Raw genomic sequence first — 19,645 nt, forward strand, 5'->3', positions numbered from 1 at the left:
AAGAACATGAGTGAAATGGTGATCTACCAGCACGAGGCTGGTGAGCCGGTCACGGTACGGCTGGAGGGGGATACCCTATGGCTGACCCAAGACCAGATGGCTGAGCTGTTTGGTCGAGAACGGTCGGTGATTTCCAAGCACCTTCGAAACATCTTTCTCGAAGAGGAACTTGAGGCTAGTTCAGTATGTGCAAATTTTGCACGAACTGCGGCTGACGGTAAAAACTATAAGACGCTGCACTACAACCTCGATGCCATCATCAGCGTCGGCTACCGGGTCAACTCCCGGCGTGGCACGCAATTCCGCCAGTGGGCAACCGGCGTGCTGCGCGACCACCTGACCCAAGGCTGGACACTGGATCGTGTCCGGCTTGAGCGTAATGCTGCCGAGCTGGAAGCGGCGCTGGCGCTGGTCAGGAAAACCGCCCAAGCACCCGAGCTGACCGCCGATGCCGGGCGCGGCCTGGTTGAGATCGTCAGTCGCTACACGCAAACCTTCCTGCTGTTGCAGCGCTACGACGAGGGCTTGCTGACTGAGCCGCAAGGGACGCCTGGCGGCACACTTCTGACGCCTGCGGAGGCCCGGCACGCCATCGCCACCTTGAAGGCCGACCTGATGACGCGGGGAGAAGCCAGCGAGTTGTTTGGCCGCGAGCGGGAGGAGGGTATCGCCTCCATCCTGGGCAATCTCGACCAGACGGTGTTCGGCCAGCCGGCCTACGCCACGCTCGAAAGCAAGGCGGCGCACCTGCTGTACTTCGTCATCAAGAACCACCCGCTGGCGGACGGCAACAAGCGCAGCGGCGCGTTCCTATTCGTGGACTTCCTGCATCGCAACGGGGCGCTGCTGCGCGACGGCCAGACGATAATCAACGACGTGGGGCTGGCGGCCCTGGCGCTGCTGGTGGCCGAATCCGCCCCGCCCCAGAAGGAAACCATCATCCGACTGATCGAGAACATGCTTGCGAGGCCGCTGTGAGAGTAAGGATTGACGTACAACCTCTGGCCAGGATGACCCCAGAGGAGTTCAAAGAGCTAGTTCGTGGCAAGGGCTGGACCTACCGCGCCCTTGCGGTGCGCTGGGCTATGTCAGAAACCCGCGTGAGCCAGATTGCACGGGACGCGGAGCGTCCGCTGTACTACGACGATGCGATCCGGGCGCTGCCGGAAGTGCAACGTGGTAAAAGCGCAAAAGCATGAAGTATATTTCTTAATCTATATTGCATTTGTGCGAACTATGTTTCATACTTTGAACATCAAGAACACGTTTGGATAACCATCGGAAAAGCGCCCAGGGCGGCTGGGTATAGGGGAATAGCGTATGGGGTTCGTCATTGGCTGTGTTGGCATGATCATTGTGTTGGTCTTGTATGCCGCTTTTCAATTTCTTCACTTGAGAGTCAATCAAAGCAACGAGGAGATTCTTGAGAGCGAAATCAAGCTTCTTGAGCTGCGTCGTCAAGAACTTGATCGCAAGATTAAGCGCTAACTAATCACGGGAATGCGCCATGAGCGCCCGTGACGGCCGTTAGCCGGCATAATGAGGGAAATACCACATGATTTGGAAGATTCTGAACTGGTTGGTTTTGGGGCTGGCTATCTTTGCCTACAAATCCGGCTCGCTGGTCGCTGCCATTGCTCTCGGTGTTCTTACTGCCCTGATGCTATGGGCTGACACCTATGCCGCCGCTGTCGAAGCAAAAGGAGCCCAATCGAATGGGCTATTAGCTCAAGCTTTACAGCCTGGCAGCGGTGTTTCGAAGTTGTTGATGTTCGTAGTTGGGGTGTTGATTTTCACCGGGACTATGCTGGTTCAGCACCTCATTCAGTGGCCACAGTGAAGATCGATATGAATTTGAGTCATGTGCTGTTTTTTATTGGTGGAGTGCTGGCGGTTGGAAATTTCATCCACGGCCTACGGTGGGGGATGGCTCGAATGGGAATCCTGTCCCTCGTTGCAATCGGCTTTCTACTCGCAGCCTATCTAACCAAATAGTCGGGAAAGATCATGACATTTATTGAGCAAAAGCGGTTTCCCCTACTGGTTTCGATGCTCCTTCTTTTTGCGTTCGCATTTGTGTGGTTCTTGTTTTTTGGCCCAGCTTATTCTGTTTTTTCGACATCAAGCTATCAACGCACTACTCAATTTTTACTGGTGATCCCCGCAACTAAAGGAGAGGTAAACACAATTATTCAGCACAAGGGTTATATAAGCATTGTTGAAACTAGGCGCATTATGGAGCGAGCGATACCTGCCAATGATTCGGATGCTATTGCGGTATTTCGAGCCTCCCAGGAAGAGTCCAAGCAAAAGCTGTAACGATTAACCGGGAATGCACAATGAAATCCATCAACCCAGCACCAGGCACCTATAGCGATAGACGTGGGTGTGTTTGCATCATAACCCAAGAGTTTTCGGTGGAGTGTGACGTGATCAGCGTTGGACCTGCCCAAGTTGCCACTGATGTAGAAGATGAAGATGGCAACAAACTGACAACCCTTTTGGCGGAGGGTGAAATGGCCGTGGAAACGCCGAAAGATGGGCTGCTGTTCCTGCTCCCCTTGTCACAGGATTGATAGCGGAAAATGCGCGCCTTGAGATGAGGGACGTGCTCACACCAATGGGCAGATTGCGCGACGAGTTGCAATTGCGGGCAGCCATAACCAAAAATTGCAGCGCACGAGTCGTGTTTCTCACGAATCCGAAACTACGTACCGCCATCGAAACCTATCTTGCTTACCGGTTGAAACACCGGCTTGGCTGTTCTCTGGATTCCAGCGAGTACCGTGGGCTGATGCCTTATACCAGGTTGCTTTTGACTCACCGTGGAGGCGGTTTCGAGTTGGTGCGTAAGCGCAGAACGCTGCCGGATGGCCGCAAGATGGACTACTGGGCGGCGGATGCGCTAGAGGCCCGATTTCGTGAGCTGTATCGTGCCGCCGGTATTTTTTCTAGTAGCCATGCCGGGCGCAGAGGGTTTGCTAGTGCGCTCTTGAAAAAGGGTCTGGAACTGGAGCAGGTGGCCATCCTACTGGGGCACAACAGTGGCATCGATGTGACGGCTGCTTATATCCAGGTCGAAAAGAAGAAGTTGCGAGAGATGTACGAAATGGCTATTTAGAAGATCTGTTATCTGGTCTTGAGCTGTGCAGGCAGGCCAAAAAAGCCCTATACTTAGTCCTGTTTGAAGTACGCTTAAAGGTATTAATCATGCACAACATCCTGGCAAACAAGGCGGTCGGCATCAGCGAGCTGAAGGCAAACCCCGCCGCTATCCTGACTGCCGCCGCCACAGAGCCGGTGGCCATTCTCAACCGCAACAAACCAGCCGGGTACATCATCAGCCCAGAGGTGTGGGAGGCACTTGCCGATCGCTTGGAAGACATGGATCTGGCCACCATTGCCAATGAGCGCCTGAATGATGGCGAGCAGCCGGTCAAGGTGACGCTGGATGAGCTATGAGCTGGTTTTTCACCCCAAGGCACTGTCCGAGTTCAAGAAGCTGGATCGTGCGACTGCCGAGCAGTTCAAGGCCAAGCTGAAAGAACGGCTGGAAGTGCCTCGGGTACCTAGCGCACGGGTTAGCGGTGGAACTGATCTGTACAAGATCAAGCTGCGCACGGTCGGCTATCGCTTGGTGTACCAGGTGCAGGATGAGCGCGTTCTGATTCTGGTGCTGTCCGTTGGCAAACGGGAGCGCAATGCCGCGTACAAGGCAGCACTGGAGCGGGTTGATGGCAAGGGGGAGCAATGAAAACCCCGTGGCACTACCTGGCGTGGACGCCGCCGCAACTTGACCCAAAAGCCGAGCGCAACCTTGCCGCCATGACGCGCAGTAAGGGTTGGATATGGGCTGTCCTGCTGTTTTGGGGGCTGCCTGACGGCATTTCTGGTGTGGCCTTTGGCAAGGTCCGGCTTTTTATCGCGTACAACTACATGGGCATTCTGGCAGGCATAGCCGCATGGCTAGCAGTCCGGTTCGGTAGTGATCCAGGCTGGGTGGCTGTTATTGCGGTGATCGGGCTGGGCTGGTTGGTTACGGTCGCTTGGGGGACTGCAAAGTACATTGGTTGGCTGGCCTCAATCTTGGGCCGGTGGCCGCCGATGGGGCGAGCGTAAGGGCATGACAAGACAGGAGCAGAGATTGACCGAAGACATCTTCAACTACATCACCACGATGACCAGGGGCAAGACCGACAGCCCTTCCTGTCGTGCCGCGCATGCCGTGTTGCTGGAAGGCATGAGCCAGGCCGAGGCAGTTGAACGTTTCAAGATCAGCAAAGCGGCAGTGTCCAAAACGGTGCGGCGCTATCGTGAGGCCGAGGCCGAAGGCCGGCGTGTCTTTGTGCAACAACAGGCATGACAGGCGCAAATATAGGTTGCAAGTAAACCCCTAGAGGTTTACTATTAAGCCATCAACAACGTGCCAGCTAGGAGAAATCCCATGAGTGCAAAGAATGCTGCTGCCGCCCTGATGACCTTTGACACAACGCTGAAGGATCAAGTCCAGAAACTGTACGAGGGGCATCAGCACCACTCCTCCGTTCGCACGGAGGACAAAGCCGACCTCATTCGAGAAGTGGCCGGTACGTGGACCTTGTCTTTGGCAGCATCTGCTGCCGGGGTGAGCGAGCAACAGGTACTAACTGCGCTGGCACGCGACTACCTGCATGCTGGAACACCGATGGCTGCTGGTGGATTTGTTTCAGCGGCCCTGGCTGGCCGCATTTGAATCGGAAAATATTGCGGCCCAGTCCGCCCGAGCCGACCGGATGTCGGAGCTAAGATTTTGGAGAAAAGGCAAATGTCGCAGCAAGAAAATATGACCAAAGAAGAGATGCTGGTAAGAATCAACCAACTCTCTGCTGAAATCGATGCAAATGAGCAGGAGAACAACGCTATGGAAAAAGAGATCGAAAAACTCTATGCCCGTATCGATGAAATGAAGCAAGCGGAGAGCCAGCCTGTAGTTGCGTAGGCATAGGCTGAAAGCCTGTTGGCCGCGGCCGAGCGTGTCCCGGCAGCAACGAGCAGACTCAAGCCCCCACATGGGCCAAACAGAACGGAAAATTCTATGGAAACGCATGTAAAGAAGCTGGTTGATGAAAAACAGGCCGCTATTCGTAAAGCGACTTTGCAAGGCATTGGCGCAGCAGCACTGGTCATCATTGGTGGTGCGATGCGTCACACATGGGGAGTACCAGGAGAGCTTGTTGCTGCTACTGGCCTGTTGATGTGTGGTTGGTTCGCCCGCTGCCTGTTCGACACGAGAAAGATTGACACCCGGTTTAATGGGTAACGCCTCGGAAAATTCAATTACAGGAGAGCGAGACCATGAAGGTCGTTGAAACTGTTCAAGTAGAGCGCGAAGTGGTTGTTGCCCCTTGTCTGAAGTGTGGCGGCACCGATATCAAGATTCACGATTACGGGTATTGGGAAGGCAACAGCGGAGGTGGCACCTGTAAGGTGTGTGGTGCTGAAACGGTGAAGGCGTGCGGCCCCGATCCCAAGGTGGATACTCTGGTCGCGATCTGGAATGCCGGCAACGACATTCCAGGGCTGATCGCAGCAGAGCAGCAGAAAATCGACATCGCTAAAGCGCGAATCGCTGAGCTGACCGCCTTGGGCGATAGTCGTAGCAAGTAAAGCTCACCAGCGGAAAACGGGAGGAGTGGTGATGCGCGATCTGGCTGGCTACGTGGCAAATGAAGCCGACTTGACGGCAGCGGCTCAGGAATTCCACGAGGGAATCGGCCCCGCGCACGACGCCCTGAATCGAATGAAAGCCGCTTATGAGGCTGGCCGTGGGGTGAGGCTGTCGTGGGATGAACTGTCGGCCCTGAGCCGTACCATCCTCGGAGAGATTTGGAGCCAGCCGGACCCACGCCAGAGCGCCGGCAGCACCGACTAACCGCTACACGGAAAAGAAAATGCAACTTGATCCAGTCGTAACAACGTTTCTTGCTTTGCTCTACAAAGCCAACTCGGTGCGCGTGGATAGTCCGCTGCTGACCTACTGGGACACCTTTGACCCAACGGGCGAAGCTAACAATGTAGTTGTGGACTTTAGCTGGAGTGAGTCCGGTACAACCTACAGTGTGGTACTTACCGAAGGTGGTATCGCCAAAGGTAAGTGGATTGGGGAATCCTTTTTCTGCGAGGACAGCGAAGGTAACGGTGTTGAGATTTCGCTGTTCCAGCATGTCGCTATCGTGCCAGGCGAGTGATCGAAAAGTTTCGCATGCGAAAGGAGCCCCACGTGGCTGACAAACCGATGACCGCCGAGGCATACAAAGCCGCTGTTGAGAGACTGCAAGAACTCGAAATGCGGCAAGAAGTTGGGGCTCCGGACTCAGAAGACATGATTGAGCTTCGCCGACACATCGATGAGGCCCCGTTCCAGGGATGCCCTAACTGTGCTTTCAAGCATGAGCCCGATTGTGACTGCGAGCTGTGCCACGGGGATGGCTTTATCCCTGACCCCGCATAACCGGAAACTGCCCGCTAGGGCGGAAAAGTTGAAGGAGCGGCAATGGCAGAGTTTGCAGTCGGTCAAGTAGTCAATTTCACATTCGAGACGAAAACCCGTTCTGGTGGCCGCACCAACAACTACGCAACGGGTGAGATTGTGAAAGTCGGCAAGCGGCTCTCGGTCAAAATCACCGATGGCCATGACCAACATCACTACTGGCGGGATGAGTATATCGGCAAGGTGAAAGTGATTGATCCACGCCGCGTGTATGAACCCCTCAAGTAGACCGGAAAACACCATGGAAGCCAAAGTGGAGACGTGTCCGTCCTGCCACGGGGCAGGAAAGCTTGATATAAGCCAGCATGTCTCTCCGATAGCATGCCGACGCTGCGCAGGCACAGGCCAAGGCGTGTACAAGTGGATCGATTGCCCTTGCTGCCAAGGATCAACCGGACTGCCTTGCAGTCATTGTCGAGGAGGTGGGCGATACAGACAATTCCAGTCCCTGCCTGTCAGCGGCAGTGGCCGTTAACCAACAACCGGAAAATGCCAGCATCAGCCACAGAGTCGAAATAGGAAGGAAAGGGCAGCTATGAGCAAAGTACATCTCGCAGAAAATATTTACTTCGACTCCTTGACAGGAGATCTACAAGAACTGATTGCAGTTGACCGTGGCGTTGTTAATGAAGACTTGGGAAACGGAACCGGGTATGCGACGCTTGGGTGCTTAGAAAACGATAATGGTTAGTTTCTCCGTAAGGCGCAATTCCCAGCGGTAATTTCGTGTGGCGATGAACGAGCGCATGGCAAATCAGTCGGCTCTATCGCTGATCTTAAAGCGCTTTTCATTTAAAAAACTCTCGGAAAATAGCCATGGACTTCATTATTGGAGACTTCGAGGAGGATACGATATGCGCAATTATGAAAGCATGGTGAATGCACCAAGCGATCAAGGGAGGCTCTCTCGTTTTGAAGTAGAACGCTGGTGGGATGTTTTGGAAGAGCTGGAAGTCGAAAGCTTGTCAGTCCCTGGTGGGGGCTGTTGTAGCGATGATTCTCAGCAGTTCTTCTCGTATTGCGAGGAGATCGAAGAGATGGTCTCCGTTCTTGATACACCACGTCGCCTTCATGCGCTCAAGATCGCTGCTGATTTTGGGTATCTCCCGCCTGAGTTGCGAAACAAAAATGTGTATTCGTTGATAAAAGGGCTGATGAACGTGAAAGCGTGGACTGTATATGAGGTGACTCTCTCAGATGAAGCACATCGTTACTATGACGGAGAGTCTGGGGTAATTCAGTATGGCTGGCTTTGGGTATGTACGTTTACGAGACAAATACTACGGGTCGCCCGTTACGGCTATGTTGGCATACCTACTCCGTAGTGATATCGACAAATCTGCGACTGCTCCGGCACGGAAAATATCATGACGCTTAAAGCATCCCTTACCCTAAATGCCTTTTTGGCTGCGGCATTCATCACCGCTCTGGTAGCGCTATTCGTGGTGAGATCAGCCGCTGACCAAGCGACTGCTGACGCGAGCAATTGGAAGCACGTTGCGGCTCAAGGTTCAGCGGCTTACGTTGCTTCGCATGACGGCAAGCTGCCTAAAGGGACTCGCGTCTTGAGCGACAACGGAGCGTTGTTTGTCGTTGGGTTCACTAACTCTAACTGAGCCACCGGAAAATTATCGCGGCTTGGTGCCGCCCGCGCCGGCCAGCAGACAAAAAAAGGAAGTACCCATGCAAATGCTATCTCTGAAGGCAACCTTGGTAGGTCGGCAGTTTGACCTCAAGCAGGTGCAAGAGCTGAACGGCTGTGAAGTGCTGCCACCAGCGCAGTTCTTTGGTGAGTTTGCCTGCCGTCGGAAGCAGGAACCCATTGGAACGCAATTGAAGGCAGATATGGCCGAAGCGGTGTTGGCCATCTATGCGCACCAGGACGTGCCTGAAGACGCCTTCTATGTTGGTGTGCATATTAATCCTGAAAATGGGGCGCTTACAGGTGGGCTTGAAAAGGGTGACAGAACCTGGGTCGTTGGCGAGATCCTTGAAGAGACGCTGATGCTAGGCTGTTCCTGGCGCGTTTACCTGGCACGCTGGGCGAATGCCGAGGGGGAAAAGTTTGATTTCAAATGGGCACCCTCTGTGAACAAGTCCGAGTTCAATGAGCTGCTTGAACGGGCAGGGATTTTGGTTCTGGGTGAGTGGTCGTCGCCTACAACTGCCTCAAGCTAAGAATTCACGGAAAATAATTGCCATGAAATACAGCGAAATTACTTATCTCGCCCTGAATGACCAGGGCCACGAAGTCGAACGCCAGGTGCAAATCATTGACGACCTGCCAACTCCGAAAACGCGATTGGCCGCATGCAAGCAGGCAACTAAGCATTTAGCTAGGCTGGTTGGCCGTTCTGCTTCTACCCCCATCAAGTTTGGGACCGATGCCTATTTGGCTTTTGGCATGTCCAGGGTAGAGGCGAAGAATCATGAGCATGCTGCGGTTTTGCTGAAGCGCGGCTGCGACATCCCGCTGAGCTACTGCCAGTAATCGGATCGGAAAATAGCCATGATCGTTTCAGGATATAGCCTGCACCTTTACTGCGATGGGGAGTCCTGCCCGAACAGATGCAAGACCGGTACGGCTTGGGCTGGTGGTCAGGCCGAGTATCAGGGCGAGACTCGTGGCGAATGCGGCTCGCAGGCTCGTAAAGATGGGTGGCGAATTGCCCATGACTGGACCAAGTGCCTTTGCCCTTCGTGTGTAAAGCTGGAAAACGCTTACAACACTTGGACGAAGGCAATCGAATTGCCGATATGGTGGCTGGCTTCTATGCGGATGGTGAATATGCCGTAGGGACAACCTTTGCCGGCAATTCTCTTGAAGCTGGTGAAGTTGTTCGGTATTGGGCCAAACCTACTTGGCCAGCCGGATACGACGAAAACGGCATTTGGCAGAGTTAGTTTGGAAAACAGCAGATTGCCTTCTGGAATCAGAATCAAACAAGGGAAGGGGGGGTAGAGTGTCAAAACGAATCACTGGGAAAGTGTTTCGAATTGGGGGAAGCATCAATACCCGGAATACCATAGAGCATTTCATCCACGATGTGCACTTGATATTAGAAGTGTCGCCAGGTGAGGAGTTGGTTCTTTATCAGTTTGCGCAGCCTCAATCTCTCCCGTCAGCAAGAGCGCTATGCCTCACGCAGCCGGGCGATCAGGTCGCGTTTGAACTAGCAAAAGACGAAAACAGCAACTGCTGCTGCACCATATTCGAGAACCTGAGCCTGCCAAACTATAAAGTGGGCTGAGCAACTTCGTTCCATTGGTTGTCAGCCAGAATGCGCTGACAGAAATTCAGGAGTGCTTCGCGTCATTATTGCAGGAACATTACTTGCTGGGGCGTTCTCCTGAGGATAGAGACTCTCGTATCCAACATGACATGGCGGCCTTCAACGACACCACATACATGCGGTGGCTTCGAACGCCGAATCTAATGTTGGAAGGGATTACCTTTCGCCTTGCTCAACTCCTTGTATGACAACAATGTCGCAATCTATGCGATTTACTACAACGGAGGTTGGTACAACTTACCCCGCTGGCAGTCCCCTTTTCGGAAACAAGGATCATGCCAAATTATACCGCGCCGTGGCACGAGAGATTGCTGCTCTGACCAAGCAAGGGCATGAAGTTCAGTATGAGGATGTTTTGTAATCACCTTGGCAAAGCCGAGAAAATAACAAGGAAATAGTAATGCTCCGAGTAAGTGAACAGCATGTTGGCAAATTGGTCGTCGATGGCGAAGTAGAGGTTATCGCCCAGGTAACAGGCCTCACGCATGTTTTGGCTGGAGGTGTGCTTGTCGCGAAAGGGCAATTGGCTGGTGGGCTTATCATTGAGCCAGGAGGCCGAGCCATTGTGCATAGCCAGGTTGCCAGGAACGTGATCAACAAGGGTTGCCTTGAGCTTCACGGACAAGTTGCAGGAAAAGTGATTGGTCATCTACCCCAAAATCCTGTTCGGCCTGAGCAGATTGTTGGCAATGACCTTAAGGTGCCGTTCAAGGGGCGCACGTATTCATGGAGTAGCACTTCTCGTTTCGATTAGCTCGGGAAAGAACATGGAGCTTCTAAACATCGTTATTGGGCTTATCGTGTTCGGAGTAAGCGCAATTTGTGCGCTTTGGGCAACGCGGAAGATCGATCAATGGTTTCCGGTAATCAAACAATATTCTCTCCTTGCCTTGGTAGGAAAGAGCATTGTCGGTATATGCACGCTAGCTGTCGTGGGTATAACGCTGTCGATTTGGCGCATACGCTTTGGTTTAGTGCCGCAAGGGGCAGACCCGGATTTCCCAGGGCCTTACCTAGAATGTTTCGTTGTGCTTCTTTTGGTTAGCTTTGCGCTCGTTGCTATCGCTTCTTGGTGCTTGAAGAATCATCACTTGAAATAGCGGGAATTTGCCATTAGCGCGTTTGAAAACTGCCAAGTTTGCGACAAGGTGCAGCAGGTTAACCTCGACAGTCTGTACTGATCGGAACAGATTTTCCTACAAAACAGCCTATCAAAAAAAGGAATCCAGTATGAGACTGAGCCAAATCATTTTGAGTGTAGCCCTTGCGGGCGCTTACCTCGCGGCAAATGCCGCAAGCGTATCTTTCGTTGAGAATCAAACTGAGGCACAGCAGATGAAAGAATCTGCTGTGAAGGAGGCTACTAAGAGCCTGCTAAAGGTGGACGATCCGTATTACGACCCGAAGGATCATAACCGCGCCATCATTCGTGTGGACTCCAAAATACCGAATAACGGTGGTCGCACCCCCAGCCATTGCTTAGTGCTGTTGAGCAAACTTCTTGTGCAGGGCACGACTGACAAGGGTACTTGGGTCCCTGAAAAAACCGAGTGCAAGTAGATCGCGGAGAATGATTATGATCCAGCTCCTCTCCATTCTTTTGGGTGTGGTAGTGATTTGGACGCTTGTTAGCATGATCTTTATGGCTTCAAGAATCGGAGACAAGCATACCAGGAGCCCATGGTGGCACTGGCCCCTTTGTGCCCCAGCACTTGTGATTGCTACTTGCATCGGGCTTCTGCTAAAAACTCGTAAATAATACTAGCTGAAAACAGCAGAGTGCCTTCTGGAAACAGAATCAAACGAGGGAAGGGGGGTGTAAAGTGTCAAAACGAATCACTTCCAGGACTGAGGCGAAGACTCATGAGCATGCTTCGGCTTTGCTGAAGCGCGGCTGCGACATCCCACTGAGCTACTGCCAGTAATTCAATCGGAAAATTACACCATGAAGAAACTTCTTTGGGTGCTAGCGCTCGCTAGCGCAGCTACAGGTACGATGGCTGCTGGGAGTGTCGCGGTTGAAGGACACGCGTGCCGCAATCTGAACGCCGTGGCCAAAACGAAGGGCGGCGCACTGGTGATGTGCGTTGACGCTCATACGAAGAATGTGTGGAAGCTCGCTTCAGATCCCACTGCCAACCACCCTTGCCAGAAGAGCGGTAAGGCCACGAATCCAGACGGGACTTTCGTACAGTGCCGCATCGATGGCGGCAAGTTAGTCCCGATTAACTGAGACCGGAAAAGAACATAGACATGAGTATGGACACGCAGCCGCTGAAGATTGAGGGTTTTCCGGTCGATGATGGGGCGTATTGGTATTACAAGATGGGACAGGATATGCCCAGCCTTGTTTGGATCGGCACCTACAAAGGAGAGCGAGCCATTAAAGATGGCCCCGCTATTCAACGGTATTGGATCCCCGGAGAGTTTTTTGTCGGACCCATTCAACCTCCGTTTGCTACCCCGGCTGACCTGTCCGCCCCTACGGATGAAACGTGGGCGAGAGCCCACGAGAATCCCCAAGCGCTAACCAGTGTAGCTGGCAAGGCAGTCGAACTGAATTGACGGACAAAAAAATCATGTGGACCACAATTGTTGAGCTTGAGTTTTACCACCTGCCGACTGTGGCAAGTGAAGTTCCGCACGTTGCGGCTACTGCTGAAAACGACTAGAAAACGACTATTAGCCAGGAGGTAAAAGAATGGCAAGCATTACCATCAAACTTGAAGATCGAGCAGACGGGGCATGACCGTTCAGTTCCAGGCGGACAATTTGAAAACATCGGCAACAATGCATTCGAATACTATGGCACAAAACGCCGCGATTCTGCTGTCTGTTATCATGCGCGAGCACGGATTGATGGCTCCCGATCTGGAGAATAAACAGTCGCTTAATGTTTGGCTGGCAGAACAGAGGCGGTTGTCACAAACGACAGCTCGCTGACCATCTGAATATAAACCGGCGCTAAAGCGCCACGTACAAGGCCGGAAGCCTTTTGGAATAGAGCAATGGAAAAGTGGTTAGAAAGATTCTGCAAGGACGTGTTTGTTGATGAGCACAAAGCAAGCTATGCAGCAAGGATAGTGAGCGGTGGTGTAGACGGTTTCCTTGCACGACATGATTTGAGTGTAGCTGAGGCTGAGCACAAGCATTTGCTGGAGCAAGGGATCTGGTTTTCATATGACAAGAATCTTCTTGATATTCAGCAAAGTGATGAGGACAAGCGAGTTGCAATCCTTGAACGACTCGAAGAGGCAAACAGAATCCGGCTTCGTTTGAGTTGACCTAATACAATCAGTGGTTGTCCGAGTTGACCGAAGAACCCGAACGTGGCGGGGTGATTGATGGCATGAAATGACCGGGATCGGTGGATGTTGTTGAGCGCCGAGCCAAAGAAAGCTCCGCCATGTAGCCAACGGAATAATATGGAAATCGAAAAGGCTCAAAAAATGATGGCTGAAGCCATTGAGGCGATGATCGACTGCGGCCAATACCAGGCTGTACAGGCAGTTGCTACCCGGATGATGGTACATGGCCAACTGGAAAACGTTACGTGCCTGATATTTGGCCGCTCGCCGGATGTGTTGGAAACGGTGGCCTGCCGTGTCACCGATATATCGATTGATGAACGCATCGCAGCCTCCATCGCCAATGATGCGATTGTGCGAGCCGCTGGCCGACGATAACGGAAAGAATGACATGACAACCGAATTGGAAGTGACTTTCAAGGTTCAAATTCCTCAATCTGCTGCAACGTATGAACAGATGGAAGAGTGGATCAAGTATAAGCTCGGCATCATCGGATGTAGTGAAAGCAATCCTCTCTTCGATGAAGAACTTCAGGTTAGGCCTCGAAGTGTTTACGTAAGTCAGGGAAAGTGACAGGTAAATTACCCATAACTTCAAGGCTTGGACCGATCCAGAAAAAACTTGTCCAATGGGCAACTGAATACGGGCGCATTCATATCGGCGTCGCTACGGTTCCCCCGCATCATTTAGGGCTTTCTGGATATAGCATGGATGAAGTTGGGCCGGCCCTAGACCGGCTTGTTCGGCGAGGCATACTGGAAAGTGACAAGCCGGATTTCTACAGTCTCCCGGGTTGGAAACCTTCACCGGAATGGCTCAACAGTTAACGGAAACTTCTATGAGCGCATAGTTAGCGGTGCCTGTGAATTCTCTGGACACGCAACCAAATAGCTCATGTCTGAGACACCCCGCGATGTAAGAGTAGCTTCAGCGGGTTTTCATGATTTCCTCATTAATTTGACTTGAGATTCTGGCTCGTTACATTGGCTGAATATGGGTAGGAATGTGATGCCCAGTACGGACAATGGAAGGGCACAGATAGCTTTATGAATCTCATGGATCGAATTGCCAAACGATTGGGGTATGTCAAAGCCCCTTTGTCTCAACCTGCGCTTGCTCTAACGGACAGCAGGGAAGTCGAAGTTGAATCACCGGTGCCAGTCTGTCGAGCACCGCAACCGGGTGATTTCGGCCTGCCAGGTAATGTCACTTTCGAAGTGCAGAGAGGGGACCTCAAAGCCTCTTCTCCGGTTAGCTGGGAGGAGGCTGTGGACTTTCTTGATGCATGTGGTGTTGATATCAACACCCTTTCAGGAGAAGCAACGTTTGCTGGCATCCTCTCTGGAATCCCGATTTACGTTGATGGTGCGGATGTCACGATCAAACCCATCTTCTAGTCAAGGCTGTCTCAGGGGTAATGATTAAGCAATGGTTTCGATAGGTAAGGGACTCGCATTTGCGGCGCTGGTTATGGCCGGCACTGTTTTAGAACTGGCCGGCAAGGAGGATGGAGCCTTCCTTCTGATCGTGGCAGTTTTCTGGATTATCTGGGGCGATTGTAAAACGGGCGAGTCTTGTCATTGCAACAAGTCGGAACACAAGCGCAACGAGCAAAAGCATGGCTGACTTGGATAATCATCACCAGAGGACCAAGTACCAAGTAGGCCTGCTGCTTCAGCTCGATGTGGCAGACCCTGAGATCGAAACCCTGCAGTCGGCCACGCAACTTGCACTCGCTGAATCTCAGCGAAATGACATGACGCCATTCGGTGTCTGGACTGGGCAAGACGATGGCTCCGAGTTGGTTGCTATCGCATATCAGGGCCAGCTGTTTAGAGGCGTCTAATAGGGAGATTTGACCGTTGCAAAATTCTACACAAGCGAGCGAACGCGTAATCATGGAGGCCGTCACGGCTAAGACAAATTCGTGGGAGATCGGTAGTGCCTTGAGCGTTCTGCTTGGGCTGGCAGTTCTTTTGGCTATCTGTACTGCATTTCTGACTGTGCTGAACATTCAAAGTGGGCTGAGAACTGAAAGCCGCATGCATATCTGCCGGGCAACCATCAAAGAAATACAGGAACGACCCGCCAGTACAACGCGGGATAAAGACCTCGCAGAAGAAGCGCTTAAGACAACGACCTCGCTGTGCAGCCAGGTTCTGCAATAACACCGTGAAGCCTTCGAATATACTGAGCAAAAGGCGAACTGTTGTTTTTGGAAGGCACGGATGACACAAAGTCGGAAAATGCACGACCCCGCCACACTAGCCGACCATATTGCCAATTGTTTGGGAATGCCCGGTATTCGTGTTTTATGCGTGATAGGAGGTCCCGCCACCGGGAAAACCCGTGCTATCAATGCGTGGCTAGATCATGCCAAAAGAAGCCTGTCTGTTTCTGCAGCGTATATAGACTGCAAGGGCCTTGCTTGGGGCTTGCAGAACTGCGTTTCTCGCGGTGAAGTAACTAGCCAGCATCCTCGTGGCCACTACCCCATGTTTCTACTGAATGGAGAAGAAGTTGTGGTGGTCGATGAGGCGCAAATGGACCCCGAGTTAGTCAATCGGATCGCAGTACATACTTCAAAAGTGCCGAGTGCATTCACGCACCGACTGCTGGTGCTGGTGTTCCAGAACAAAGAGGCTTTTTCACTCTTTGATCTGCCATTGGATGGAACTTTGGTCTGTGATACGGATGGGTCCCTTTGTTACGTAAATCAAATGGGTAGACGCTACTGAAGCAGTTTGGCGACTGTCAGAACCGCAGTTGAATCTGGGAGAAAATGTCCGTGCGAACACTTGAAGAAATGACCAAGGACGAAATTCTTGCAAGGATATCCGTCCTCTCTGGCGAGATTGAAGCGAATGAGCAGGAGAATTCCATCATGGAAAGTGAGATTTCCAGGCTCTATGCCCGCATTGATCAGATGAAGACCAAGGATGACCATAGTCAACAGCCTCTTGATGAAAAGCTTCATACGGAATATCGGGGTTATCTAATCACCACTTCTTGTGTAATCAAGACCGATACAAATAAATTGCATGGACGGGCCATGATCACCCCGTTCCAGGCGCAATTGCCGCAGTATCCGAAGATCATTCGGACTCATGATGATAATGGGCACAGGGATAAGGCTGATGCTCACTCTTCTGTCACTGAGACAGCTAAGGCTGTTATTGATAGCGTATTAAGTGGTCTGACAGACAAAAATTAGGGGAATGAACATGCCAGCCATCGAGCTAATTCGGCAAGAAAGACAGCGGCAAATTGATGTCGAGGGCTGGTCCCCGGAGCATGACGATAAACATGGGTCTGACCTTCTAGCCAGGGCGGCATTTTGCTACCAGGAGGCACTTGCAGCTGATGCGCCGCTACCCAAGGATTGGCCGTGGGATCCCAAGTGGTGGAAGCCGAAAGAGCGACAGCGGAACTTAGTAAAAGCCGGAGCACTGTACTTAGCGGCTGCTGAGACTGCTGTGCGGGCGAATACACCGAATCAAGCACTAATCTTTGTGGCTTCAGCCAATGACTGCGCGAAATCTCTTGATAGAGAGTGCAATGATCGTACTGATTGAACATAAATCCGGCTTCCGTTTGGATCCCGAAGAGTCGCTGGTAGCAGAAACACTCAAGGCCAATGGGCAGGCGTTTGCAATCGCGTCTTTATCCCAGGTGCGGCGTAGACGACGTGATGCAACAAATGTTGCTCTTGCTGTCGGCGGGATAGATTTTATGGCCGCTGCACTCAATCAATGCGGGATCAGTCTGCCACTCATTAATTCCTACCCGGCTGCGCTGGCTGAGTTTTTACACCGACGAGTCTGGCGTTCAACACTCAGGCACGTTCTCGAATGTGTAGAGTATGGACAGGGCGCTGTCTTCGTAAAACCGGCGTTGCGGGCGAAGAGATTCACCGGTATCGTCATCGAGCATGAGCGTGATTGGAGGCTTCAAGGCGTTCCACTTCGGGAACCCGTCTGGTGCAGTGAGCCCGTGAAGTGGCTTAGCGAATGGCGGGTGTATGTTGTGCGAGGAGAGGTGCGCTTCATTGCGCATTACGTAGGTGACGCGTCAATAAGGCTCGATGTTGACCAGGTTCAGATGGCGGTAGAGCGTCTAGCAGAAAAACCGGAATCACCAAGGAGTTATGCAGTGGATTTTGGCGTTTTGGCCGGCGGCAAGACCGCATTGGTTGAAATGAATGATGGTTTCGCTATCGGGGCGTATGGCATTGACGGACAAACCTATATAGCCATGCTGCAAGATCGCTGGGATCAGCTCGCAACAGGATAGCGATCAGGAATCATGGACTCTCAAGACGACAACATCACAAGGCTGAACAACGAAAGCCGGCAAATCATCGCCCAGCAGAAGAGTCGTAAGCGTATCGGTGAGCGGCTGCGTAGCCTGGCTGATTACATTGAGGGTGGCAATACTGAAACCGATCCATTTGCTGCGATGGTCACCCTTGTGGGTCGTGAGCAAATGGAGGTGCTAGTGTTTGGATTGGGTGCCTCTGTGGAGATCTCGGAAGTGGCCACTACAACCTACCGGCATGCGATCGATCCCCAGGGCGATAGGTATCATGGTGTCTACCCCCGCAATATTGGGCAGTTTGTTCGTCACTTTAGGATTGTCGAGTCACACATATCGAAGGCAAAGACAGACTAATTGATGGCAAAAGGCGACTATTTTTTCGTGAAGGATGCAGAATGTATACCTATGAATTCAAATTTTCAGTATCTCGCAATGGCCTGAATTATACCTATGAACTTCTTCTTAGTTCAGATGTTAGTGGCTATACATTGAGAATTTATGAATTATCGGCAGGAGGAATCAAAGAGCAAGTCCATATTCCAGGTTTCAAATACAAGATTCCTCCTTTGAGCTTCTATGGTGCAAGACTTTATTATCGTGGTTATCTTATCGGAACAGTACTTTCAGAACTTCGTCACGGAGTAGTTCACCGTCATGGCAGTTTTCAACCCTCGGCTATGGTTGATGAAAGCCTTGATTCATATGTTCGTGCAAATCTTGATGGGTGGCCTGATGGCTTTCCAGGTGCATGTGATGACGAACTTAAAGATGTAGATGTTTCATTATTGAGTTTTTAGGTTATATCCAAAGCCTGATTCCCAGATTGGTTAAATACGTATTGAGGTTGCATCTATATTGTTTCTCAGTATCGTATCGGTTGGACGCTACTTTTCTGTGGTGTGATAGAGACCGAAGCAGGACTAAACCTATGGAACCTACAACGCAATCACATCAATCCCGAGCTGCAGCAAGAACTGCTGGATACAAAGCAGGACGATATGCGGACTGCCCGTACATCAGTGGCCAGCGAATCATGAACGATTGGCATGCCGGTTTCGTGGCCCGCTGCGTGGAAACCGGTAATACCCCATCAGACACCCCGATGTATTTGCTAGGCCAAATTGGCTACCTGCAGGGGAAGACGATCACCGACTATCCCGAAGGGGAGGTGGCCTCAGGACGGTGGGTATCTGGATGGCTAATGCAAAGGGATGCCGACCAGGGCGCGAAGCCCTGAGTGGCCTGTCACTTCGGTTTGTAGCAAGGTCCATCAGCACCTTGCCCATTCATGCATTTCATTCTTCTAGCTCAATATAGGTGGGCGATCTGCACTTCCTCTCACGCTAGTTGTAGACCCCTTCATGGTTAGCATCGTTGTTTTCCGTAAGTCGAGAAGGCTAAAAAAACAACAAAGTCTGTGCGTAAAGGCCGTGTGGCTGATGTAGTATTACTCCGATTTACATCATTATCAGATTTGCAATGTTGCATAACCTGATGTATAATCGCTTTTGTTTTAAAGTAATTGCATCCAAAATTACTCTTGGAGTCATTCAGGGAAACTCAATTTGCATCTTGCCATCGTAAAGATGGGATAGAATACTTAGAGAACATTATGACCACCGAAAAGAAAGCTACCCGTGTCCAATTTGATCTTCCTGAAAAGTCCATGACTCGACTTATCGAAATCAAGGAGAGAACTGAGGCAACTTCATATGTGGAAGTGTTTAAAAACGCACTTAGATTGTACGAAGATCTGATGAATCAATTCGACAGCGGCAATGAGTTTATTGTCAAAGAGAAAGCAACGGGTAAGGAATACATTTACCGCGTTTTTTAAGACCCCAGCTAGCCCAGGTCGCGAAGCCCTGATATAAACCTGTGGAGTGTCAATGGACATCAAGGTAGTTCAAGGCACGATTGAAATCGTCGCCATTCTGAGTGCAGTTGTTGGGCTATTAGCGTACATCTTTATCCGACTGGATCCGTTTCAGGCCAGAGGATGGCACGCGATGGGCACGACATGCCTTTGCTGTGCTATCGGAAAGTGCGTGTGGGTGTTGCTTGAGCCCGCTAGAAACCCAACCGTGGTTGCCATCGCCATTCTGTCCATGCTTGGCATGGGGCTTTCTCTACGGTTTGTAGCCAGGCGCATGGAAGTTTCTCCCAGAGAGACTATGCGATGAAGTGCCGGGCAAAA

At 51.7% G+C, this 19,645-nt stretch carries 43 protein-coding genes; 42 read left to right on the plus strand and 1 reads right to left on the minus strand.

Features of this window, described 5'->3' with window-relative positions; translation table 11 throughout:
- Window positions 1-6: 6 nt before the first annotated feature.
- From ACODR9_RS04180 to ACODR9_RS04290, 23 genes are all read left to right on the plus strand, one after another.
- Window positions 7-978 carry a virulence RhuM family protein/type II toxin-antitoxin system death-on-curing family toxin gene (locus tag ACODR9_RS04180; RefSeq protein WP_488807770.1) on the plus strand — a complete coding sequence of 324 codons (972 nt, stop codon included), beginning with the start codon at window positions 7-9 and terminating at the stop codon, window positions 976-978.
- Between the two features lie 342 nt (window positions 979-1,320).
- Complete coding sequence (locus tag ACODR9_RS04185) at window positions 1,321-1,488, plus strand: hypothetical protein (RefSeq protein WP_488807771.1); 168 nt, start codon at window positions 1,321-1,323, stop codon at window positions 1,486-1,488.
- A gap of 67 nt (window positions 1,489-1,555) precedes the next feature.
- Entirely contained in the window at window positions 1,556-1,840 is a 285-nt protein-coding gene (locus ACODR9_RS04190; protein ID WP_488807772.1) for a hypothetical protein, read from the plus strand.
- Between the two features lie 167 nt (window positions 1,841-2,007).
- Window positions 2,008-2,319: a hypothetical protein gene (locus tag ACODR9_RS04195; protein WP_488807773.1), complete on the plus strand. Its 312-nt coding sequence runs from the start codon at window positions 2,008-2,010 to the stop codon at window positions 2,317-2,319.
- A gap of 20 nt (window positions 2,320-2,339) precedes the next feature.
- The gene (locus ACODR9_RS04200; protein WP_488807774.1) at window positions 2,340-2,576 is read left to right on the plus strand and encodes a hypothetical protein; all 237 of its coding nucleotides are present in this window, start codon (window positions 2,340-2,342) and stop codon (window positions 2,574-2,576) included.
- Window positions 2,573-3,121: a tyrosine-type recombinase/integrase gene (locus ACODR9_RS04205; protein ID WP_488807775.1), complete on the plus strand. Its 549-nt coding sequence runs from the start codon at window positions 2,573-2,575 to the stop codon at window positions 3,119-3,121. The genes ACODR9_RS04200 and ACODR9_RS04205 overlap by 4 nt, the downstream gene beginning before the upstream one ends.
- Window positions 3,122-3,210: 89 nt before the next feature.
- Window positions 3,211-3,462, plus strand: a complete 252-nt coding sequence (locus tag ACODR9_RS04210; RefSeq protein ID WP_488807776.1) for a type II toxin-antitoxin system prevent-host-death family antitoxin — start codon at window positions 3,211-3,213, stop codon at window positions 3,460-3,462.
- Entirely contained in the window at window positions 3,452-3,754 is a 303-nt protein-coding gene (locus ACODR9_RS04215) for a type II toxin-antitoxin system RelE family toxin (RefSeq protein ID WP_488807777.1), read from the plus strand. Before ACODR9_RS04210 ends, ACODR9_RS04215 begins: the two co-directional genes overlap by 11 nt.
- Window positions 3,751-4,119: a hypothetical protein gene (locus ACODR9_RS04220; RefSeq protein WP_488807778.1), complete on the plus strand. Its 369-nt coding sequence runs from the start codon at window positions 3,751-3,753 to the stop codon at window positions 4,117-4,119. The genes ACODR9_RS04215 and ACODR9_RS04220 overlap by 4 nt, the downstream gene beginning before the upstream one ends.
- 25 nt (window positions 4,120-4,144) lie before the next feature.
- Complete coding sequence (locus ACODR9_RS04225; protein ID WP_488807779.1) at window positions 4,145-4,363, plus strand: TrfB-related DNA-binding protein; 219 nt, start codon at window positions 4,145-4,147, stop codon at window positions 4,361-4,363.
- 81 nt (window positions 4,364-4,444) lie between these two features.
- Entirely contained in the window at window positions 4,445-4,732 is a 288-nt protein-coding gene (locus ACODR9_RS04230) for a hypothetical protein (RefSeq protein ID WP_488807780.1), read from the plus strand.
- Window positions 4,733-4,804: 72 nt separating this feature from the next.
- Window positions 4,805-4,978 carry a hypothetical protein gene (locus ACODR9_RS04235; RefSeq protein ID WP_488807781.1) on the plus strand — a complete coding sequence of 58 codons (174 nt, stop codon included), beginning with the start codon at window positions 4,805-4,807 and terminating at the stop codon, window positions 4,976-4,978.
- Between the two features lie 96 nt (window positions 4,979-5,074).
- Window positions 5,075-5,299, plus strand: a complete 225-nt coding sequence (locus tag ACODR9_RS04240; protein ID WP_488807782.1) for a hypothetical protein — start codon at window positions 5,075-5,077, stop codon at window positions 5,297-5,299.
- 35 nt (window positions 5,300-5,334) lie between these two features.
- Complete coding sequence (locus ACODR9_RS04245; RefSeq protein WP_488807783.1) at window positions 5,335-5,646, plus strand: hypothetical protein; 312 nt, start codon at window positions 5,335-5,337, stop codon at window positions 5,644-5,646.
- Between the two features lie 31 nt (window positions 5,647-5,677).
- Window positions 5,678-5,911, plus strand: a complete 234-nt coding sequence (locus ACODR9_RS04250) for a hypothetical protein (RefSeq protein WP_488807784.1) — start codon at window positions 5,678-5,680, stop codon at window positions 5,909-5,911.
- A gap of 19 nt (window positions 5,912-5,930) precedes the next feature.
- Entirely contained in the window at window positions 5,931-6,227 is a 297-nt protein-coding gene (locus ACODR9_RS04255; protein WP_488807785.1) for a hypothetical protein, read from the plus strand.
- 305 nt (window positions 6,228-6,532) lie between these two features.
- A complete protein-coding gene (locus tag ACODR9_RS04260) occupies window positions 6,533-6,757 on the plus strand; it encodes a hypothetical protein (RefSeq protein WP_488807786.1) in 225 nt (74 codons plus the stop codon).
- A 307-nt stretch (window positions 6,758-7,064) separates the two neighbouring features.
- On the plus strand, window positions 7,065-7,220 hold the full coding sequence (locus ACODR9_RS04265; RefSeq protein ID WP_488807787.1) for a hypothetical protein: 156 nt from the start codon (window positions 7,065-7,067) through the stop codon (window positions 7,218-7,220).
- 55 nt (window positions 7,221-7,275) lie between these two features.
- Window positions 7,276-7,854: a hypothetical protein gene (locus ACODR9_RS04270; protein WP_488807788.1), complete on the plus strand. Its 579-nt coding sequence runs from the start codon at window positions 7,276-7,278 to the stop codon at window positions 7,852-7,854.
- 42 nt (window positions 7,855-7,896) lie between these two features.
- On the plus strand, window positions 7,897-8,145 hold the full coding sequence (locus ACODR9_RS04275; RefSeq protein ID WP_488807789.1) for a hypothetical protein: 249 nt from the start codon (window positions 7,897-7,899) through the stop codon (window positions 8,143-8,145).
- Between the two features lie 67 nt (window positions 8,146-8,212).
- On the plus strand, window positions 8,213-8,707 hold the full coding sequence (locus ACODR9_RS04280; protein WP_488807790.1) for a hypothetical protein: 495 nt from the start codon (window positions 8,213-8,215) through the stop codon (window positions 8,705-8,707).
- A gap of 22 nt (window positions 8,708-8,729) precedes the next feature.
- Window positions 8,730-9,020 carry a hypothetical protein gene (locus ACODR9_RS04285; RefSeq protein WP_488807791.1) on the plus strand — a complete coding sequence of 97 codons (291 nt, stop codon included), beginning with the start codon at window positions 8,730-8,732 and terminating at the stop codon, window positions 9,018-9,020.
- Between the two features lie 239 nt (window positions 9,021-9,259).
- A complete protein-coding gene (locus tag ACODR9_RS04290) occupies window positions 9,260-9,433 on the plus strand; it encodes a hypothetical protein (protein WP_488807792.1) in 174 nt (57 codons plus the stop codon).
- Between the two features lie 750 nt (window positions 9,434-10,183).
- Here ACODR9_RS04290 and ACODR9_RS04295 read toward each other — a convergent pair.
- A complete protein-coding gene (locus ACODR9_RS04295) occupies window positions 10,184-10,471 on the minus strand; it encodes a hypothetical protein (RefSeq protein ID WP_488807793.1) in 288 nt (95 codons plus the stop codon).
- 118 nt (window positions 10,472-10,589) lie between these two features.
- On the opposite strand from ACODR9_RS04295, the gene ACODR9_RS04300 reads away from it, so the two are divergent.
- The 19 genes from ACODR9_RS04300 to ACODR9_RS04390 all read left to right on the plus strand — a co-directional run bounded on the left by ACODR9_RS04300 (window position 10,590) and on the right by ACODR9_RS04390 (window position 19,631).
- Complete coding sequence (locus tag ACODR9_RS04300) at window positions 10,590-10,922, plus strand: hypothetical protein (protein ID WP_488807794.1); 333 nt, start codon at window positions 10,590-10,592, stop codon at window positions 10,920-10,922.
- Between the two features lie 130 nt (window positions 10,923-11,052).
- The gene (locus ACODR9_RS04305; RefSeq protein WP_488807795.1) at window positions 11,053-11,382 is read left to right on the plus strand and encodes a hypothetical protein; all 330 of its coding nucleotides are present in this window, start codon (window positions 11,053-11,055) and stop codon (window positions 11,380-11,382) included.
- Window positions 11,383-11,767: 385 nt separating this feature from the next.
- Window positions 11,768-12,055 (plus strand): hypothetical protein, encoded by a 288-nt coding sequence (locus tag ACODR9_RS04310; RefSeq protein WP_488807796.1) that lies wholly within the window; start codon window positions 11,768-11,770, stop codon window positions 12,053-12,055.
- Window positions 12,056-12,075: 20 nt separating this feature from the next.
- Window positions 12,076-12,387 (plus strand): hypothetical protein, encoded by a 312-nt coding sequence (locus ACODR9_RS04315; RefSeq protein ID WP_488807797.1) that lies wholly within the window; start codon window positions 12,076-12,078, stop codon window positions 12,385-12,387.
- A 180-nt stretch (window positions 12,388-12,567) separates the two neighbouring features.
- Entirely contained in the window at window positions 12,568-12,765 is a 198-nt protein-coding gene (locus ACODR9_RS04320) for a hypothetical protein (RefSeq protein ID WP_488807798.1), read from the plus strand.
- Window positions 12,766-12,830: 65 nt separating this feature from the next.
- A complete protein-coding gene (locus ACODR9_RS04325) occupies window positions 12,831-13,106 on the plus strand; it encodes a hypothetical protein (RefSeq protein ID WP_488807799.1) in 276 nt (91 codons plus the stop codon).
- A 141-nt stretch (window positions 13,107-13,247) separates the two neighbouring features.
- On the plus strand, window positions 13,248-13,508 hold the full coding sequence (locus tag ACODR9_RS04330; protein WP_488807800.1) for a hypothetical protein: 261 nt from the start codon (window positions 13,248-13,250) through the stop codon (window positions 13,506-13,508).
- A gap of 13 nt (window positions 13,509-13,521) precedes the next feature.
- The gene (locus ACODR9_RS04335; RefSeq protein ID WP_488807801.1) at window positions 13,522-13,704 is read left to right on the plus strand and encodes a hypothetical protein; all 183 of its coding nucleotides are present in this window, start codon (window positions 13,522-13,524) and stop codon (window positions 13,702-13,704) included.
- A 482-nt stretch (window positions 13,705-14,186) separates the two neighbouring features.
- Window positions 14,187-14,528 carry a hypothetical protein gene (locus ACODR9_RS04340; protein WP_488807802.1) on the plus strand — a complete coding sequence of 114 codons (342 nt, stop codon included), beginning with the start codon at window positions 14,187-14,189 and terminating at the stop codon, window positions 14,526-14,528.
- A 31-nt stretch (window positions 14,529-14,559) separates the two neighbouring features.
- On the plus strand, window positions 14,560-14,757 hold the full coding sequence (locus ACODR9_RS04345; RefSeq protein WP_488807803.1) for a hypothetical protein: 198 nt from the start codon (window positions 14,560-14,562) through the stop codon (window positions 14,755-14,757).
- Window positions 14,750-14,977 (plus strand): hypothetical protein, encoded by a 228-nt coding sequence (locus tag ACODR9_RS04350; RefSeq protein WP_488807804.1) that lies wholly within the window; start codon window positions 14,750-14,752, stop codon window positions 14,975-14,977. Before ACODR9_RS04345 ends, ACODR9_RS04350 begins: the two co-directional genes overlap by 8 nt.
- A 100-nt stretch (window positions 14,978-15,077) precedes the next feature.
- Window positions 15,078-15,299, plus strand: a complete 222-nt coding sequence (locus tag ACODR9_RS04355) for a hypothetical protein (RefSeq protein ID WP_488807805.1) — start codon at window positions 15,078-15,080, stop codon at window positions 15,297-15,299.
- Window positions 15,300-15,359: 60 nt separating this feature from the next.
- The gene (locus ACODR9_RS04360) at window positions 15,360-15,869 is read left to right on the plus strand and encodes a P-loop NTPase family protein (RefSeq protein WP_488807806.1); all 510 of its coding nucleotides are present in this window, start codon (window positions 15,360-15,362) and stop codon (window positions 15,867-15,869) included.
- 50 nt (window positions 15,870-15,919) lie between these two features.
- Window positions 15,920-16,345, plus strand: a complete 426-nt coding sequence (locus ACODR9_RS04365; RefSeq protein ID WP_488807807.1) for a hypothetical protein — start codon at window positions 15,920-15,922, stop codon at window positions 16,343-16,345.
- Between the two features lie 344 nt (window positions 16,346-16,689).
- Window positions 16,690-17,424: an ATP-grasp domain-containing protein gene (locus ACODR9_RS04370; RefSeq protein ID WP_488807808.1), complete on the plus strand. Its 735-nt coding sequence runs from the start codon at window positions 16,690-16,692 to the stop codon at window positions 17,422-17,424.
- A gap of 12 nt (window positions 17,425-17,436) precedes the next feature.
- Window positions 17,437-17,802: a hypothetical protein gene (locus ACODR9_RS04375; RefSeq protein ID WP_488807809.1), complete on the plus strand. Its 366-nt coding sequence runs from the start codon at window positions 17,437-17,439 to the stop codon at window positions 17,800-17,802.
- A gap of 41 nt (window positions 17,803-17,843) precedes the next feature.
- On the plus strand, window positions 17,844-18,245 hold the full coding sequence (locus tag ACODR9_RS04380; RefSeq protein ID WP_488807810.1) for a hypothetical protein: 402 nt from the start codon (window positions 17,844-17,846) through the stop codon (window positions 18,243-18,245).
- Between the two features lie 815 nt (window positions 18,246-19,060).
- Entirely contained in the window at window positions 19,061-19,285 is a 225-nt protein-coding gene (locus ACODR9_RS04385) for a hypothetical protein (RefSeq protein ID WP_488807811.1), read from the plus strand.
- Window positions 19,286-19,337: 52 nt separating this feature from the next.
- Window positions 19,338-19,631, plus strand: coding sequence for a hypothetical protein (locus ACODR9_RS04390; protein WP_488807812.1), 294 nt, complete (start codon window positions 19,338-19,340; stop codon window positions 19,629-19,631).
- Window positions 19,632-19,645 lie beyond the last annotated feature (14 nt).

It is taken from the genome of Aquitalea sp. FG25, assembly GCF_057809375.1.